This window comes from Paenibacillus lacisediminis (genome assembly GCF_046567315.2).
The window spans coordinates 23,886-40,644 of record NZ_JBKIAX020000019.1; the positions used below are offsets into that span (position 1 = coordinate 23,886).

The window sequence follows — 16,759 nt, forward strand, 5'->3', positions numbered from 1 at the left end:
CTCCTTTCAAATTTCAATTGACGCCGCCTTCGGCTAAGTGGCAGGCCACCATGTGAGCGGCCCCGTTCTCCCGCAAAGCGGGGGACGCCGCGCGGCAGATTTCCGTCGCCAGCGGGCAGCGGGTGTGGAAGACGCAGCCCGCCGGCAGCGACAGCGGAGACGGAATTTCTCCCTTAAGCACGATCCGTTCCTTCATCCGGCCGCGGGCCAGATCGGGCACCGCCGAAAACAGCGCCTTCGTATAAGGATGCTGCGGATTCTCAAAAAGCTCTTCGGTCCCAGCTTCCTCCACGATCCTCCCCAAGTACATGATGCCGATCCGGTCGGAAATGTAGCGCACCACGCTGATGTCGTGCGTGATAAACAGCATGGTCAGCTTCCGCTGCCGCTGCAGTTGTTTGAGCATATTCAAGATTTGCGATTGAATGGACACGTCCAGCGCGGACACAGGCTCGTCGCAGATCAGGATTTTCGGATCGAGAATCAACGCCCGTGCGAGCCCCAGCCGCTGCCGTTGCCCGCCCGACAACTCATGCGGATAACGGAAGTAATGCTCGGGCTGCATCCCAACCGCCTGCAAAATCTCGAACGCCTGCGCCCCGCGCTCCTCCTTGCTCCCCAGCTTATGGATCAGCAGCGGCTCCTCCAAAATAGCGCCGATCCGCTTTCGCGGATTCAGCGACGAATACGGGTCCTGGAAAACAACTTGAATATCCTTCCGCAATTTGCGCAGTTCCTTTTTGGACAACTTGGTCAAATCCCGGTCTCCGTACTCCACCTGCCCTGAACTGGCTGGCGTAAGCCCCGCCAGGACTCGTCCGGTCGTGCTCTTGCCCGAACCGGATTCGCCGACAAGACCGTAAGTTTCCCCTCCGTATAAGGAGAGGGAGACCCCGTTAATCGCATGGATTTGCCGTTTACCTTTGACCCCGCCAAGAAACGCGCCCGACGCGGGAAACTTTTTTTCCAGCGAAGTTGCCTTCAGCAGCGGCTCCGCCAGAGAAGCGTGTTGAGTCATTCGGCGATCTCCTCCCCTGAACGGCTGATTTTGGCGTAATGCCAGCATTTGACGTGGTGTCTTTCGCCAGCCTGTTCCATCAACGGCTCACTCTGCCGGCACTGCTCGTCGGCAAACGGACATCTAGTGGCAAAGCGGCACCCTTGGGGAACCTGGCTTAGCGGCGGAACCGTTCCGGGAATCACATGCAGCGGCTCGTCGCGGTTCCCCGACATTTTGGGCAAGGAGCGGATCAGGCCTTGCGTGTAAGGATGAAGCGGAGCGGAAAACAGGCAGTCCGCCGGGGCCTCCTCCACGATCTGGCCCAAATACATCACCTTGACGCTGTCGCATATTTCGGAGACGACGCCCAAATCATGGGTGATGAACACCACGCCCATATCCAACCGCTTGTTCAAGTCGACGATCAGTTCAAGAATTTGGGCTTGGATCGTGACGTCCAGCGCGGTTGTTGGCTCATCGGCAATAAGGAGCCTCGGCTCGCAGGATAAGGCCATGGCGATCACCGCCCGCTGCTGCATCCCGCCGGACAGTTCATGCGGGTAGCTGCGTGCGCGCTCCTCCGGCGAAGGAATACCGGTCAGCCGCAACATCTCCACCGCCCGCTTCATCGCCGCCTTCCGCGGCAGCTTCTGATGCATGGCGATGCCTTCCGCAATCTGATCCCCGATCGTGTACAACGGATTTAAAGAAGTCAGCGGATCTTGAAAAATCATGGAGATCTCGTTTCCGCGGATCTTCCTCATTCGGGAAAGCGGAAGGTCCAGCAAATTTTGGTTCTCGAACAACACTTTTCCCTCATATTCAATTTCGTCCATGTGCTCAAGCAGCCGGAGCAGCGATTGGGACATCACGCTTTTTCCGCAGCCTGATTCTCCAACAATGCCGACGATTTCCCCGCGCTGCACGGAAAAGCTGACCCCGTCCACAGCGGTCACCCTTCCCCGTTCCGTATAAAAATGCGTCTTTAGATTTTCTACTGCCAACAAAGGCTCTTCACTCACGGTGCAACTACCTCCCTTTTAGCCAGGAAATCCTGAATATTCAGGCTCCCCGTGCAAACAGACGCCGCAATTTCCGGTGTCTCTGCTTACCGTGCGGATCAAGCAGATCGCGCAATCCGTCTCCGAGCAAATTCAAGCTCAGCACGGAGAGAATGACAGCGGCGCCCGGAAAAACGACCATCCACCAGGCCTTTCCGATCACCAGCTTGCCCGCCTGCAAAATATTGCCCCAGCTCGCCGCAGGCGCCGGTATTCCCGCCCCCAAAAAGCTCAAAGCGGCTTCGGATATAATCGCCTCGGCAAAGACGAAAGTAGCCTGGACGAGCAGCGGAGACAAGGCGTTCGGAGCGATGTGCAGCCAGATAATCCGATTCGCGCCCGCTCCTTGCGCCTCCATGGCTTCCACATAGGCCTGCTCGCGGATGACCAGAGCGGTGGAGCGGACGGTTCGGGCGATGTTTGGCGTGAACACAATCGTCAAAGCCGCGATGACGTTCAACGAGGAAGCGCCCAATGCGGCCATTAAGGCTATAGCCAGCAAAATGCCCGGGATGGCGATCAAACCGTCACAAATCCGCATTAAAACATGGTCGAGCAGCTTGTAATAACTCGCATACAGACCGATTACGAAACCAAGCGCGGACGAAATTAGCGAAACGGTCAGGCCGACGGTCATGGATACCCGGGTGCCGTAGATCATGCGCGTCAACAGATCGCGTCCGAATTCATCGGTGCCGAGCAGGTGCCCCGCGCCAGGCGTTTTGAGCCGGTTGACCACGTCCATCGAGGTCGGGTCGAACTTCACGAGCAGCGGCCCGATCGCCGCGACAACGAGCAATACAACCAGGATTACGCCGCCGGCCAGCAAGCTGTAGTTGCCCCCGATTCGCTTAAGGAGCATCCGGCGATGCTCTTTTTTCAACCGCTGGCTCAACGCCGCGATCTCTTTTTTGTCCTGTAACGTGTTCATTGCTTTTCTCCCCTATTTGTCTGTGTTCAAAAAGTCAGGTTTTCAGCACCGAGAAGGTTGGATGAGGCTAGGGACTGAGTAGCGGAGCGTAGGGGAGCCTACGTGAGCAACGGAAGGCCCGGCTGAGTTCAAGATTCGACGTCGAATCCGCTTCTGTGTATAAGCTTCGTGATCAAAAGATGACTCCCCTATTTGCGATCGAGTCGTACCCTGGGATCGACGGCGCCATACAATAAATCGATCAGCAAGTTAATGCCCACATACACGAGAGTGACGGTCAGGACAACCCCTTGGATGACCATAAAGTCCCTTCTAACGATCGAGTTCAAAATCAGCTGTCCCAGCCCGGGAATGTTAAAAATCGACTCCACCACGACCGCTCCGGTCATAAGTGATCCAAAGCTCTGCCCGATGACCGTCAAGATGGGCAAAAAAGCGTTCCGAAAAGCGTGCTTCAAAAGCACGCGGATCTCCCGCAGGCCCTTGGCCCTGGCCGTTTTGATAAAATTAAAGCTCAACGTTTCGAGCATCGACGCCCGCGTCATCCGCGTAATCAGCGCCGCCTGGATCGTTCCGAGGGAAATCGCCGGCAAAATCAAATATTTCAGGTGATTCCACAACCCGGCTTCCAGCGGTTCATAACCCGCCACCGGCAGCCACTGCAGCTTCACGCCAATAAGCAGCATCAGAAACAGCCCCAGCATAAAGCTTGGGATGGCCATGCCGAGCAGCGAAACGCTCATCAATGAAATGTCAGCCAAGGAGCCACGCTTATAGGCCGCGATAATTCCGAAAGGAATCGCCAACATCAGCGCGATCGCCTCGGCCAACACGGCCAGAGAGAGCGTTGGTGAAATATGCTCGAATATCGCCTCGGCTACCGGCTGATGCATAAAAATCGATTGGCCAAGGTCCCCTCTGGCTACGCTTACGATCCAACCGGCATATTGTTCGTATAGCGGACGATCGAACCCGAGTTGTTCATTTAAGGACGTGATATCGGCTTCCGTCGCTTCCATGCCAAGCATCGTTGCGGCGGGATCTCCGGGCATGACGTGAATGATCAGAAAAATCGCCAGCGTAACGACAAACAATACCGGAACCAGTGACGCCAGCCGTTTGATGAAATATCCGAGCACAGATCATCCCTCATTTATTGAAATCTGACGAAGAAAAGGAGGATGGTCCCATTATGCTGCCTCGCGGACCATCCTTTGGGTTTTGCTCTATTTGGAAGCTTTCGCGTTCCAGATAATGAAGCTATCCTGAACCGCAAAGCCTTCAACGCTTTTCGTCGTCGCAATAACGCTGTTGTAATGGCCGAGCACCGTAGCTGCTCCATATTCGTAAAGGAAGGTTTGGATTTTCTCCCACTCCTGCTTTGCATCCTCGGGCGTGGCTGCTCCGCGCAATGCAACGATGCCGTTTTTGACAGTCTCATGATCGAGCCCCGCCCAATCCGGCGTAACGACGAGCATTTGCGGCGGAGTCAGCTGATAGCCCGTGCTGGCCACGAACAGATCCCATTTGCTGCGGTTATTTTTTGTTTCAAGAAAAGTCGGAAAATCGTAGTTGTCCACTTTGACGTTGAATCCGGCCTTCTTAAGCTGATCCTGAATCACCAGCGTGGCCGTGTACATTTCGGCATAATCTTTGGTCGTCAGCAAGGTGATTTCTTCGCCGTTGTAGTCCGCTTCCTGCAAAAGCTGCTTGGCCTTCTCCGGATTGTTCTGATTGTAGTATTCTTTCCCCGCGTCCGTGCTCCATTGCGGCTGCTTCAGGTTCATGTACCCCGGAGACAACGTGTACAGTTCGGGTTTCGCATAGCTTGCCAACAAAATCTCTTCATCGTTCAGCGAAGCCAGGATCGCTTGGCGGAGCTTTTCATTCTTAAGCAAGCCTTCGCTGGTGTTCAGGAACGCCGTCAAGGCTCCGCCGGCGTATGTATGCAATTGAATGCCGCTATCCGCGGCAAGTTCATCGTAGTTTTCGGTCGGAATGCTTGCGGCCACGTCGTATTTCCCCGTTTGGATGCCTGCGATCCGGGTCGCCGGGTCGGAGACGAAATAGAAAAACAGGTTTTGTACAGGCGCTTCTTTTTTGCCGGAATACCCGCTGGCCTCCGTATCAAGCCCCTTATAGCCGTCATATTTCACCAGCTGAATGTATTGGTCCTGCTTCCATTCCTTGAACTGGTACGGACCGGTCCCGATATATTCCTTGAGCCCGTCCGCCGTCACCCCATCGATCACCTCTTTAGGCATAATGGCCGGGAACTGGGCATGCGACGCCAGCAAGGTCAACACATCCGAAGTCGCCTTCTCCACGGTCAATTTCACCGTATAGTCGTCGATTTTCTCAAACTTAGCCCCGGCAAGCAGCGACTTTGCGCGCGAGGACGTCTCCAGCCAGCGGTTCATCGAAGCCACAACATCATCCGCGACCATTTCTTTTCCGTTATGGAACGTGACTCCTTTTCGAAGAGGGAACGTGTACGTCAACCCGTCATCGCTTTTTTCGACGGACTCCGCCAGCTGCGGAACGGGTTCATATTGCGCATTCAAAGTAAACAGCTGTTCAAAAATGTTCCCCGCGATGTCAAATGTGACGGCGGAAACCGTGCTGGCCGAATCCAAAGTCGGCGGTTGGGCGGTTACGGCTACATTAAGCGTATCTTTGTACTCCTTCGTCTGTTCCGCCGAATTGCCTTCATTTTGCGCGGAACCTTTTTGGGCGTCGCCATCGCTCCCTTTGCCGCAGGCGGAAAGCGCCAACGACAACACCAGGATCAATGCCACCACGCTTAATTTGTTCACTCTCATCTGAATCCTCCCCCAACATTATACCAAGTTATTTTATCGGATTAATCGAGATAAGTATAGGTTAGGATCGTGAGGCTGTCAATTCATTTTGCTAAAAAATGTCGAAAAAGCTCGGCGGAAGCGATACTCAACCCATCCGATTTCTCATTGACAATTTTTCATACGTGTACTAGAGTATTTAGCAAATCTGCCCCAATAATTTCCTGAGCTTCAAGATTATTTTTTGATCTTAATTCCGATTAAGAAGACAGGAATTATAAGTATTAATTAAACAGGAGGGAGAAATATCATGAGCACTGTTTTGACGAATCGGCGGGAGCGGATTAAGCTGCATATCGAGGCCGCAAAAAAGCGGTATATCGAAACCAGCCAGGCGATTCATGCACGGCCGGAGATCGGCAATGAGGAGTTTTTCGCTTCGCAAACGCTGAGCAAGATTTTAGAGGACGCCGGGTTTGAGGTAAGCTGGAACATCGCGGGTCACGAAACCGGCTTTGTTGCCCGCAAGGATTCGTCCAAACCCGGGCCCAAAATCGGGTATCTTGCCGAATACGATGCCCTCCCCGGGCTCGGCCACGCCTGCGGCCATAATTTGATCGGGACGATCAGCACCGCGGCGGCGATCGCGCTGGCCGGAGTTGCGGAGGAAACCGGAGGGGAAGTGTATGTGTTCGGCACGCCGGCCGAAGAAGGAGGCACCAACGGCAGCGCCAAAGGCAGCTTTGCCAAGCACGGGTTGTTTGATGGCATCGATGCGGCACTGATGATCCATCCGTCCGGAGAGACGCGGCTGACCGGATCAAGTCTGGCTGTCGATCCGCTTGATTTTCATTTTTACGGCAAACCCGCCCACGCCGCCGGCTCGCCGGAGCAAGGAATCAATGCGCTGGACGCGGTCCTCCTGTTGTTCAACGGAATCAACGCCCTAAGGCAGCAGCTTCCGGACCATGTGCGCATTCACGGCATTATTACACACGGCGGCGATGCCCCGAATATTATTCCGGAATACGCTGCGGCGCGTTTTTACATCCGTTCGACGACCTGGGCGGAAACGGAGGAAATCTCGGCCAAAGTCCGCTACATCGCCGAGGGAGCGGCGCTTGCGACCGGCAGCACCGTCAGAATCGAACGGTTTCAGAACGAAGTGAAGGACATTATCATCAATCGGACGCTTGACGAAATCGTTGGTAAAGAACTCGAGCAGTTAGGCGAGGTGTTGATTCACGAAGAGCGGAAAGGACTGGGATCTACCGATGCCGGCAACGTCAGCCACGTCGTTCCGACCTCTCATGCCTATATTAAAATCGGTCCGGCCGACCTCGTTGCCCATACTCCCGCTTTTCGCGAAGCGGCGGCATCCGCCAAAGCGGACGAGGCGCTGATCACCGCCGCCAAGGCGCTTGCTTTGGCCGGTCTGCAACTGCTGGAAAACCCGGAGCTGCTGGTCAAAGTGAAGGAAGACTTTGCGCGCACGCACGGGTAATTACGACCACGACGGGTAGTCCTTGGCACAACCCCGGAATTGAGGGTTCAACACTGTCTTTAAACCGATTATTTCAATGCAAATAATAAGATTAACTTGTTAGGAGGTATGTAAAATGAAAACAAAATGGAAGCAAAGCTTGTTGTTGAGCGCGGCCGTGGCCCTGGTGCTGGCCGGCTGCGCCGCAAGCCAAGCGGGCGAGGCGAACAGGGCGAATTCAGCGGCCGCAAACCAGGAAGCGGAGAAGACGGCGGCGCAGCAAGTTTTAAACTGGATCATCGCCAGCGAGCTGCCGACCTCCGACTCGGTGAAATCCTATGATACATTAAGCTCTTCGCAAATCGAGATTTTTGCCGAAGGGCTCTATAAAATTGACGGAAACAACCAAACGGTGCCCGTTCTCGCCACCGGCGATCCGGTGATCAGCGAGGACGGCCTGACCTATACGATCAAGCTGCGGGACGGCTTGAAATGGTCCAACGGCGACCCGCTGACGGCGAAAGACTTCGTGTATGCCTGGAGACGGCTGTTTGATCCGGCCACTGCGGCGCAAAACGCAAGTACATATTTCAACATCAAAAACGCCCAGGCGATCAACGAAGGCAAGAAACCGAAGGAGGAACTGGGCATAGAGGCCGTCAGCGACACCGAGCTGAAGATCACCTTGGAATACCCGGACACCTATTTTACCGCCTCCCTGTCCTCGGTGAATCTGTTTCCGCAGAATGAAGCGTTTGTCGCCGCCAAAAGCGAAGCCTATGGAACCAACAGCGACAACACGCTGGGCAACGGCCCGTTTGTGCTGACGAATTGGGACGGAACCGGCCTCACCTGGAGTTATACGAAAAACGAAAACTACTGGGATAAAGAAAACATCAAGCTGGATCAAATCAACATTCAGGTCGTGAAGGAGATCGGGACTGGCATCAATTTGTACGAGTCCGGAGCCGTCGACGTGGCCTCCTTGTCCGGCGAGTATATCGCCCAATATATTAACGATCCCGAGTATTTGTCCGTGTTGACCTTGACGGATTCCAACCTCGAGCTTGGCATCAGCTCCAATAAGGCGCTGCAAAACGAAAACTTCCGCAAAGCGATCTCGCTGGTGATCAACCGGGAGGAATTGGTCAACAACGTACTGATCGACGGTTCCAGACCGCTGACCGGCATCGTTCCTAAAGGCATTGCCGTCAACCCGGAGACGGGCGCCGACTTTTCCGATGAAGCGGGAACGCTCGTCACTACCGATGTGGAGGAAGGCAAGAAGCTGTGGGAACAAGCCAAAAAAGAACTGGGAACAGACAAGATCACGCTTGAACTGATTACCAGCGACACGGACGCGGCCAAGAAAACAAGCCAGTATTTGCAAAGCCAGCTGGAAACGAACCTCCCCGGTGTTACGATTGAGCTCAGCAACGTGCCGACCAAGGTCCGGTTCGATAAGATGATGTCCTACAAATTTGATCTGGCGCTCGGCGGCTGGACCGGAGACTTCGACCCGGTCAGCTACTTGAACCTGCTGTATTCGACCTACGAACATAACCATGCCAAATACAGCGATGAAGCCTATGATGCTCTAATCACGAAAATTAAAACCGTGGACTCGACCGATCCCGCAGCCCGCTGGCAAGACATGCAAGAGGCGCAAAAGTACATCCTGGGCAAAGCCCCCATCGTTCCGTTGTACCAGGGAGCTTCCAATTACTTGGTCAAGTCCAAGGTCAAAGGCATCGTAACCCACAACCTCGGCACTCCGCTGGAAATTACGCGGGCTTATATCGAAGAGGGCTCCGCCAAGTAAATAAGTTGGAGATGATTTCGCCTTGAGGACTTATTGCAAATTTATTGCCAAACGGCTGATTTACATGGCGGTTACTCTGCTGTTTATCAGCTTCATCACCTTCCTGCTGATGAATTTTCTGCCGGGGAGCCCCTACAGCAATGAAGAAAAGCTGACGGTGCAGCAGCGGGAAATTATGAACGAAAAATACGGGCTGAACAAACCGCTTGGTGAGCGCTATCTGATCTATATGTCCGGCATCGTTCGCGGCGACTTCGGCATATCGCTGCAGTTCAGCAATCAGCCCGTCAGCAAATTGTTGGCTGAGCGGATCGGGCCGTCCGTTCAGCTCGGCCTGCAAGCGATGATACTCGGTACAATTCTGGGAATTGTGCTGGGAACCGTCTCCGCCATGTACCAGAACAGCTTTCTTGACACCCTTGCTTCCCTGTCCGCGATTATCGGCCGCTCCATCCCAAACTTTATATTCGCGGTTCTGCTGCAGCTTATTTTCGCCGTAAGCTTGAAGTGGCTGCCGATTGCACTATGGAACGACGGGTTCCGTTCCACCATCCTGCCGACGCTGGCTTTAGCCATGTCGCCGATGGCCGACGCGGCCCGCTTTATCCGCACTGAGATGATTGAGGTGCTGAACAGCGATTATGTGGAATTGGCCAGAGCCAAAGGGCAAAGCGAGCGGCGCATCGCTGTGGTGCACGGGCTGAAGAACGCGCTCATCCCGCTGCTAACGATTATGGGACCGATGACCGTTGGCCTCATGACAGGCTCGCTGGTGGTGGAGAACATTTTTGCGATTCCCGGTATCGGAGAGCAGTTCGTCAAATCGATCCTAACCAATGATTATGCGACGATTATGAGCGTCACCCTGTTATATTCGACGCTGCTGGTTGCCGTCATTTTAATCGTGGACATTTTATACGGGATCATCGATCCGCGGATCAGGGTTGCGGGAGGCAAATCATGAGTATGATCGGCAGAAATATAAACGAAGTTCCGGTAATTCCGGATTCCTATTTTGAACCATTAGACAGAGATTTTTTTAGAGAGATGGAAAAGGCGCCGCCGCCTGCGCTCTCCATTTATGGGGACGCCTGGCGACGGCTTAAGAAAAATAAGGCCGCTCTTGTATCGCTTTATATTTTGCTGGCGATCCTCCTAATCGCATTTGCTTCGATTTGGTATACGCCGCAGGATCCGAATCTGCAAAATTTGCCGCACGCCAATTTGCCGCCGCGTATTCCCGGCGTCCAGATTAACGGGTTTAACGGTCTGGCCAAAGTTTCCGGTGGGTGGGTCGACAAATACGCGCTGGCGAAAGTGCCTGCGGGCGTGAATTACTACTTCGGTACGGATGCCTTCGGCCGCGATTTACTGTCGCGAGTGCTGGCGGGAACGCGCATCTCGCTGCTGATCGCTGGCGCGGCCGCCCTTTTCGACGTGTTTATCGGCATTACCTACGGATTGATTTCCGGCTGGAGAGGCGGATTTACGGACAATATCATGCAGCGCGCGCTGGAGATCGTCTCAGGGGTGCCGACACTGGTGATCGTCATTTTGATGCTGCTCGTGTTTAAACCGGGAATTCCTTCGATCATCATCGCATTGGCCCTCACCGGCTGGATCACGATGGCCCGCGTCGTGCGCGCGCAAACGCTGAAGCTTAAGGAGCAGGAATATGTCCTCGCCTCGCGAACGCTTGGCGTGCCTTTTTACCGCATCGCGCTCAAGCATATCATTCCGAACCTGAGCGGCATCATCATCATTCAAACGATGTTTACGATTCCGAGCGCGATATTTTTCGAGGCCTTCCTCAGCTTTATCGGCATCGGGGTGCGCGCTCCCGATGCGTCGCTGGGCACGCTGCTGAACGAAGGGTACAAAACGTTTCGCTTTCTGCCGCATCTGATGTGGATTCCCGCCGCCGTGCTGTGCCTGATTATGATTTCTTTCAACCTGCTGGCGGACGGGCTGCGCGACGCTTTTGACCCGAAAATGAAAGATTAGGAGATAGAACCAAAATGACCGACCATCTTTTGGAGATCGACGATTTAAATGTCTCGTTTCGGACATTCGCCGGAACGGTGAGAGCTGTCCGCGGCGTGTCGCTGCATCTGAAAAAACGGGAAACGCTGGCGCTGGTGGGCGAGTCGGGGTCCGGCAAATCCGTGATTTGCCGGAGCATCATGGGGCTGCTCGCCAAAAACGCCGTCATCGAAGGCGGCGAAATACGGTTTCAAGGAGAAGACTTGCTGGCCAAAAGCAGCCGGGAGCTGCAAAGGATTCGCGGCAAAAAAATCTCCATGATTTTTCAGAATCCGATGACATCGCTAAATCCGACGCTGACGATCGGCTATCAACTGGCCGAGCCGCTGCTTCTCCACGAGAAGCTGGGCAAAACCGCCGCCAGACAAAAAGCAGCCGAATTGCTTGAGCTCGTCGGCATTCCCGATGGCCGAAACCGTCTGAACGATTACCCCCACCAGTTTTCGGGAGGACAGCGGCAGCGCATCGTCACCGCCATCGCGCTGGCCTGCAATCCGGAGATCCTGATTGCCGACGAGCCGACAACGGCGCTGGATGTGACGATCCAGGCGCAAATCCTTGCGCTATTCAAGGATATCCAAAAAAAGGCGGACACTTCGATTATTTTCATTACGCACGATCTCGGGGTCGTCGCCAACGTCGCGGACAGAGTCGCCGTCGTTTATGGGGGAAAAATCGTTGAAATCGGCCTGGTGGAGGAAATTTTCTATCATCCCCAGCACCCCTACACCTGGGGTCTCCTTCGTTCCATGCCGACGCTGGACACCGAAGACGAGGAGCTGTACGCCATCCCGGGAAGTCCGCCGAATCTGCTGGACCCGCCTCCGGGAGACGCGTTTGCCGCGCGGAATCCCTATGCGTTGACGGCAGACGTACATGCGGAGCCGCCGATGTTCCAAATTTCACCGACCCATTTCGCGGCAACCTGGCTGCTGGACCCGCGCGCTCCTCGTGTCGCGGTGCCCGATGCGATCGCGGGCCGTCACCGTTATTACCGTAACCGAAAGCAAGGCAGCGCGCAAAATGCCGAATAGAGAGGGATGCGTATGACAGGAAACAAAGCAGAACTGCTCAGAGTCGAAGGGCTGAAGCAGCACTTCCGCTCGGGTTCCGGGACGATCCGGGCCGTGGACGGCATCAGCTTCTCCATCTTCGAAGGCGAAACGTTTGGGCTCGTCGGCGAGTCCGGCTGCGGAAAGTCCACCACAGGAAGAACGATTATCCGCTTATATCAACCGACGGACGGACGCATTTATTTTAACGGGGTGGAGTTGTCCGCTCTCCGGGGAAAAAAACACTGGCAGCAATTCCGCCGCGACGTGCAGATGATCTATCAGGACCCCTACGGCTCACTGAATCCCCGCATGAAAATCAGGGAGATACTCGCCGAAGGTATCGACGCGCACGGTCTGGCTAGCAACGCCAAGGATCGCGAGCTGCAGGTTGCCGGGCTGCTGGAAACGGTCGGGCTCACACCCGAACATGCAGGCCGTTATCCCCATGAATTGTCCGGAGGGCAGCGGCAGCGGATCGGCATTGCCCGCGCACTTTCCGTCCAGCCGAAATTCATCATTTGCGACGAACCGATCTCCGCACTAGACGTGTCGATTCAAGCCCAAATCGTCAACCTGCTGAAAAAATTGCAGCGGGAAAAACGGCTGACGTATCTGTTTATCGCCCATGATTTATCGATGGTTAAATATATCAGCCAGCGGATCGCGGTCATGTATCGCGGAAAAATCGTGGAGCTCGGGCCGGCCAAGGAGCTGTACCGCTTCCCGCTGCATCCTTACACGGAAAGCCTGCTCTCCGCCATTCCCTATCCCGACCCCGATCTTGAACAAACGCGGCAGCGGCTTGTCTACGAACCGCGGGCGGACAATGAAACAAGCGGACTGCACGAGGTGGTCCCAGGCCGCTACGTTTACTGCGATCCGGCCGAAATCCCCGCATTTCAAGCCAAATACGAAAGACTGAACACGACTGCCGCTTCCCCGCCCGAACCGGTCATCATTTATTAACGCGGGCACAGGGGAACCTCCTCCCTTGCTGCTCGCGCTTTTTTTCGTTACCTCCCCAAAATATAAACCACCACCGCCAAAACGGCCAGATGCGCCGGATAAAAAGCCCGCCACACCCAGCGCGGCAGCGTCCAGGACTCCAATCTTCTCCACATCCCAGGACCGTACGCAATCACCAGGGTCGGAACGATGCTGGCCAGTTGAATCACCCAGCCGTAGGCCAGGAGATAGGCCAGGTTCAGGAGCAAATGCATCACAACCCTTCCGCTCTTGTCCGCATATTTGAAAATCAATACGAGAAGCAGGCCGTAGGCGCCGTAGTCGAACGGCAAGACCTCCATGATGACGCAGGCGGCCGCGATCGTGAGAGCGGATACAATGCCCGGTTTGACCGAATCCAGCAGCCTCAGAACCAGGGAAGAGGCGAAAAGCGTGGCGACGACGTTCAGGCCGTTGGTGTTGAAAGCGAGCTGATAGGGGATTTGCGACAATACGGCAATGATAAACAAGCGGGAAATATATCTCCGGTAATTGGAAGTGTAGACATGCCCCTGTACTAAGGCGTAGGCATAAAGGGGAAACGCGATTCTTCCGATGATCCGCCACAGCATTTCTCCTGGAAAAAACAGCAGCCCGATATGGTCGATCAACATCGTGATCATCGCTATGAATTGCATGGCCTGCCCCCCCTTTTCATGACAATTTTGAAAAAAACCTTCGGCCGGGAGAACGTCCCGCCAAAGGTTTCAAGGCGCGCTCAGATGGTGCTGAACACCTGCCACACGATAGGCGTCAGCTCGATCTGCTCGCCCAGCCATTGCCGGGCGATTTTGCGAAAAATCCCTGGATCGCCGCTGCAGAAAAACTGATGCACCGGAATTCCGTCCCCGTGCGCCAAGCAGCCTTTTTGATGCAAAACCGTGCTGATCTCCCTGGCCGTTTCATCCGCCGAACTGATCAGTTTGACTTTGGGACCCATGACTTGCTGAATCGGCTGTTTTAAAAAAGGATAATGAGTGCAGCCCAGAATCAGGCAATCGATCGGATGTTCCTTCATATCCCGCAGCGAGTCCTGGACGACGTACAACGCCTCAGGATTTTCATAAAGCCCTCGCTCGACCAGGGGGACAAAGTCGGGGCAAGCTTCGCTGACGATCTCGATTTGCGGGTTGAGTTCGCGGAGGGCCTTGTCGTAAGCGCCGCTGCAAATGGTGCCGATCGTGCCGATCACCCCGACTTTCCCCGTTTTGGTGGCGCTGATGGCTGCCCTGGAACCGGGATGAATCACACCGATGACAGGAATTTTGACCTTCGCCTTAATATAATCCAGCGCAGCCGCCGTTGCCGTATTACAGGCGATGACGATCATTTTCGGATCGAACTGAATGAGATAATCGACGATTTGCTCGGTAAACAAGCGGACTTCTTCGGGAGAACGGGGACCGTAGGGAGCTCTGGCCGTATCTCCGAAGTAAATAATTTTCTCTCTGGGAAGCTGCCGCATGACTTCCTTGCAGACGGTGAGGCCTCCCACTCCCGAGTCTAGTATAGCGATGGCTTGCTGCACGAACATACCGCATCCTTCGTTTGTAGTTTACTTCTCTCCCGTTACTTTATGAAATTGGTGCGCAAAGCGTACCTAAATATTAACTCAATTTAGAGGGCGGAACAAGGATTCAGCCATTTCCCTAAACATAGAAAAAGACCCTTTAAACGGGGTCCTCTTCACCTGATTAGGATTCTTCTTTGGACGCGGCGCCGGCCAATGACGCGCCCTTTTCCGCTTCGTCTGCGATATCGTCCGCAAATCCTGACGCTTGTGCCGTCTGTGCTTCTTCCTCTTCCGGAACATGGCCGGCACGACGCGCTTGGATATCGCTGATGATTCCTTCGGCCTTATCTTTCATTTTGCCGACCAGGACAGCGCCTTGCTCCGTCACCTTGCCGGCGATCTCCTGCGTTTTCTCGCCGACCTGCCGCGCTCCATCCGCGATATCCTTACGCAGCTCGCGTCCGGGTTTCGGAGCAAACAACAGTGCAGCCACCGAACCGACGATCGTGCCGACAGCGGCACCCCACAACCAACCTTTGTTTCCTTTGCTCACGGCTCATCTCTCCTTGCCGGCATTTCCCTGCCCATACGAAAGCGGTGCGGGAGTCGCTTGCAGACTTCCGTCGCTTGCGGACTGCCGGTTAACCAGGGATCAGGGCGAATGCCTATATAGTTAATTTATATATAAGCAGCGGCGCCCAAATTGGTCACACCGGACGAGTCCGAATTTTTACCGGCTTGTCATGATTAGCCCGTTTGCTTCAGGAAGTAATGCCCTCACGGGTCAAATAGTCCCGTACGCTATCCGCAAAAGCGGCGAGAATGCCGGGAAGCCGCTCCGTCAGCCCGCGAACCTGCGCGCGGTCCCAGGCATAATAGTCCTGCACCAGCGGTTTTCTGAGTCGTACCAATTCCGTTAACACCGCATGCTGCCCGGAATCGATCACCTTCTCGTCAAAAATGATGTCCACGATGTCCTCATAGCTGCTGGCGTCGCGCATAATAAAGCCGTCGATCAAGTAGCTGCCGACGTCGGTGACGATTTCCACCGCCAAATGCAGGGCGCGTTCCTCCGCATAACGCTCCGTCAAAGACGGCTGCTGCGCCTTGGCCGCTCCCCGCAAAACCTGATCCAGCTCGGGCAAAAGCTCCAGCCTGCGTTCGATTTGTTCCCGGTTTACGTAATACACGGCGATTCCTCCTAAAATTCAAAATCGACGGCCACCTGGCTTTCCCGGACCTGGTTCATATGTTCGATCACTTTTTTATGCTCCGGATGAACCTGATATCCTTCCAGATCCTCCAGTGAATCAAAGGTGGCGATCAGCGCGATGTCATAGGAACGCTGGGAGCGGACCACGTCGATGCCGATCTCCAGCCCGCGCAGTTGCTCTACCTTGCCTTCCAAACCGCGCAGCACCGCGGCCGTACGCTCCACGCTTTCCGGCGATGCGTCTTTTAATTTAAACAAAACGATATGCTTAATCATCTTTAAAGTCTCCCCCTGTGCTCAATTTCGGTATCTGTAAAAAATATAACATAACCGATATCCGCAGGAAAGACGAGCACCCGCACGCTATGAATCTATCAACATACTATATAGTGTCTCTTTCGATAGAGACCATTTTTGATAGAGGGGGTGACACCTAATGAGCATCCTTCGCTTCCTTCTTAACGGCCCGCTGCGCAGACGGATTCGCAGGCTTCAAGCGCAGCTGGAACTGCTGACCGGCCGTGTCGAGCGGCTGGAGGAAAGCATCGCCGCAGCCTCTTTTCCGGATCCGTACACGCAGCAAAAACTGTCGCAATCGGTAGGCCAGAACATTTCGATCGAAACGTCAAACTCGGCCCTGCGCGGAATTTTGATCTCCGTGCAAAGCGATTCCCTGGACCTGAGCGACGAGCTTGGGCAGCGCGTAATCGTGCCCTCCGCCAGAATTACGGCGATTCGCTTGAGAAAGAACTGATTTTTCCATCTTTTGCTTCCGGCTAATCATTGGCCGGATTTTTTTTGCGAGACTACAAGGCCATTTAGATCATACCCC

Annotated in this window: 17 protein-coding genes; 7 read left to right on the forward strand and 10 right to left on the reverse strand. The window is 54.6% G+C overall.

The features are described 5' to 3' along the window. Nucleotides 1–13 precede the first annotated feature (13 nt). From ACLD72_RS26760 to ACLD72_RS26780, 5 genes are all read right to left on the reverse strand, one after another. Nucleotides 14–1,018 carry an ABC transporter ATP-binding protein gene (locus tag ACLD72_RS26760; RefSeq protein ID WP_411003207.1) on the reverse strand — a complete coding sequence of 335 codons (1,005 nt, stop codon included), beginning with the start codon at nt 1,016–1,018 and terminating at the stop codon, nt 14–16. Then, entirely contained in the window at nt 1,015–2,022 is a 1,008-nt protein-coding gene (locus ACLD72_RS26765) for an ABC transporter ATP-binding protein (RefSeq protein ID WP_411003208.1), read from the reverse strand. The genes ACLD72_RS26760 and ACLD72_RS26765 overlap by 4 nt, the downstream gene beginning before the upstream one ends. Before the next feature lie 40 nt (nt 2,023–2,062). Beyond that, a complete protein-coding gene (locus ACLD72_RS26770; RefSeq protein ID WP_411003209.1) occupies nt 2,063–2,992 on the reverse strand; it encodes an ABC transporter permease in 930 nt (309 codons plus the stop codon). A 188-nt stretch (nt 2,993–3,180) separates the two neighbouring features. Then, complete coding sequence (locus ACLD72_RS26775; RefSeq protein ID WP_411003210.1) at nt 3,181–4,131, reverse strand: ABC transporter permease; 951 nt, start codon at nt 4,129–4,131, stop codon at nt 3,181–3,183. Between the two features lie 87 nt (nt 4,132–4,218). Next, the gene (locus ACLD72_RS26780) at nt 4,219–5,814 is read right to left on the reverse strand and encodes an ABC transporter substrate-binding protein (RefSeq protein ID WP_411003212.1); all 1,596 of its coding nucleotides are present in this window, start codon (nt 5,812–5,814) and stop codon (nt 4,219–4,221) included. A 289-nt stretch (nt 5,815–6,103) separates the two neighbouring features. Between ACLD72_RS26780 and ACLD72_RS26785 the strand changes: the two genes are divergently transcribed. From ACLD72_RS26785 to ACLD72_RS26810, 6 genes are all read left to right on the forward strand, one after another. Then, nucleotides 6,104–7,297, forward strand: coding sequence for a M20 family metallopeptidase (locus ACLD72_RS26785; protein WP_411003214.1), 1,194 nt, complete (start codon nt 6,104–6,106; stop codon nt 7,295–7,297). Between the two features lie 115 nt (nt 7,298–7,412). Next, a complete protein-coding gene (locus ACLD72_RS26790; RefSeq protein ID WP_411003216.1) occupies nt 7,413–9,098 on the forward strand; it encodes a peptide ABC transporter substrate-binding protein in 1,686 nt (561 codons plus the stop codon). A gap of 22 nt (nt 9,099–9,120) precedes the next feature. Continuing rightward, a complete protein-coding gene (gene opp3b / locus ACLD72_RS26795; protein WP_411003217.1) occupies nt 9,121–10,062 on the forward strand; it encodes an oligopeptide ABC transporter permease in 942 nt (313 codons plus the stop codon). Continuing rightward, the gene (locus ACLD72_RS26800) at nt 10,059–11,102 is read left to right on the forward strand and encodes an ABC transporter permease (RefSeq protein WP_411003219.1); all 1,044 of its coding nucleotides are present in this window, start codon (nt 10,059–10,061) and stop codon (nt 11,100–11,102) included. Before opp3b ends, ACLD72_RS26800 begins: the two co-directional genes overlap by 4 nt. Before the next feature lie 14 nt (nt 11,103–11,116). Further along, nucleotides 11,117–12,175 (forward strand): ABC transporter ATP-binding protein, encoded by a 1,059-nt coding sequence (locus ACLD72_RS26805; RefSeq protein WP_411003221.1) that lies wholly within the window; start codon nt 11,117–11,119, stop codon nt 12,173–12,175. 12 nt (nt 12,176–12,187) lie between these two features. Continuing rightward, the gene (locus ACLD72_RS26810) at nt 12,188–13,162 is read left to right on the forward strand and encodes an ABC transporter ATP-binding protein (protein ID WP_411003222.1); all 975 of its coding nucleotides are present in this window, start codon (nt 12,188–12,190) and stop codon (nt 13,160–13,162) included. A gap of 47 nt (nt 13,163–13,209) precedes the next feature. Here ACLD72_RS26810 and ACLD72_RS26815 read toward each other — a convergent pair whose 3' ends face one another. The 5 genes from ACLD72_RS26815 to ACLD72_RS26835 all read right to left on the reverse strand — a co-directional run bounded on the left by ACLD72_RS26815 (nt 13,210) and on the right by ACLD72_RS26835 (nt 16,203). Then, complete coding sequence (locus ACLD72_RS26815) at nt 13,210–13,839, reverse strand: TraX family protein (RefSeq protein WP_411003223.1); 630 nt, start codon at nt 13,837–13,839, stop codon at nt 13,210–13,212. An 80-nt stretch (nt 13,840–13,919) separates the two neighbouring features. After that, complete coding sequence (racE, locus tag ACLD72_RS26820; protein ID WP_411003225.1) at nt 13,920–14,735, reverse strand: glutamate racemase; 816 nt, start codon at nt 14,733–14,735, stop codon at nt 13,920–13,922. A gap of 160 nt (nt 14,736–14,895) precedes the next feature. After that, a complete protein-coding gene (locus ACLD72_RS26825; RefSeq protein ID WP_411003226.1) occupies nt 14,896–15,267 on the reverse strand; it encodes a YtxH domain-containing protein in 372 nt (123 codons plus the stop codon). A 208-nt stretch (nt 15,268–15,475) separates the two neighbouring features. After that, on the reverse strand, nt 15,476–15,904 hold the full coding sequence (locus tag ACLD72_RS26830; protein WP_411003227.1) for a DUF86 domain-containing protein: 429 nt from the start codon (nt 15,902–15,904) through the stop codon (nt 15,476–15,478). Nucleotides 15,905–15,915: 11 nt separating this feature from the next. Beyond that, complete coding sequence (locus tag ACLD72_RS26835) at nt 15,916–16,203, reverse strand: Dabb family protein (protein ID WP_411003228.1); 288 nt, start codon at nt 16,201–16,203, stop codon at nt 15,916–15,918. Between the two features lie 160 nt (nt 16,204–16,363). Between ACLD72_RS26835 and ACLD72_RS26840 the strand changes: the two genes are divergently transcribed. Continuing rightward, nucleotides 16,364–16,681 (forward strand): DUF2642 domain-containing protein, encoded by a 318-nt coding sequence (locus ACLD72_RS26840; protein ID WP_411003229.1) that lies wholly within the window; start codon nt 16,364–16,366, stop codon nt 16,679–16,681. Nucleotides 16,682–16,759: the final 78 nt, after the last annotated feature.

Excerpts from the sequence above, each read along its gene's own strand:
- ACLD72_RS26770 (WP_411003209.1), bottom strand. The coding sequence starts at position 2,992 with ATGAACACGTTACAGGACAAAAAAGAGATCGCGGCGTTGAGCCAGCGG.
- ACLD72_RS26835 (WP_411003228.1), bottom strand. The coding sequence starts at position 16,203 with ATGATTAAGCATATCGTTTTGTTTAAATTAAAAGACGCATCGCCGGAA.
- ACLD72_RS26805 (WP_411003221.1), top strand. The coding sequence starts at position 11,117 with ATGACCGACCATCTTTTGGAGATCGACGATTTAAATGTCTCGTTTCGG.
- ACLD72_RS26785 (WP_411003214.1), top strand. The coding sequence starts at position 6,104 with ATGAGCACTGTTTTGACGAATCGGCGGGAGCGGATTAAGCTGCATATC.
- ACLD72_RS26800 (WP_411003219.1), top strand. The coding sequence starts at position 10,059 with ATGAGTATGATCGGCAGAAATATAAACGAAGTTCCGGTAATTCCGGAT.
- ACLD72_RS26780 (WP_411003212.1), bottom strand. The coding sequence starts at position 5,814 with ATGAGAGTGAACAAATTAAGCGTGGTGGCATTGATCCTGGTGTTGTCG.
- ACLD72_RS26760 (WP_411003207.1), bottom strand. The coding sequence starts at position 1,018 with ATGACTCAACACGCTTCTCTGGCGGAGCCGCTGCTGAAGGCAACTTCG.
- ACLD72_RS26810 (WP_411003222.1), top strand. The coding sequence starts at position 12,188 with ATGACAGGAAACAAAGCAGAACTGCTCAGAGTCGAAGGGCTGAAGCAG.
- ACLD72_RS26840 (WP_411003229.1), top strand. The coding sequence starts at position 16,364 with ATGAGCATCCTTCGCTTCCTTCTTAACGGCCCGCTGCGCAGACGGATT.
- ACLD72_RS26790 (WP_411003216.1), top strand. The coding sequence starts at position 7,413 with ATGAAAACAAAATGGAAGCAAAGCTTGTTGTTGAGCGCGGCCGTGGCC.
- ACLD72_RS26815 (WP_411003223.1), bottom strand. The coding sequence starts at position 13,839 with ATGCAATTCATAGCGATGATCACGATGTTGATCGACCATATCGGGCTG.
- racE (WP_411003225.1), bottom strand. The coding sequence starts at position 14,735 with ATGTTCGTGCAGCAAGCCATCGCTATACTAGACTCGGGAGTGGGAGGC.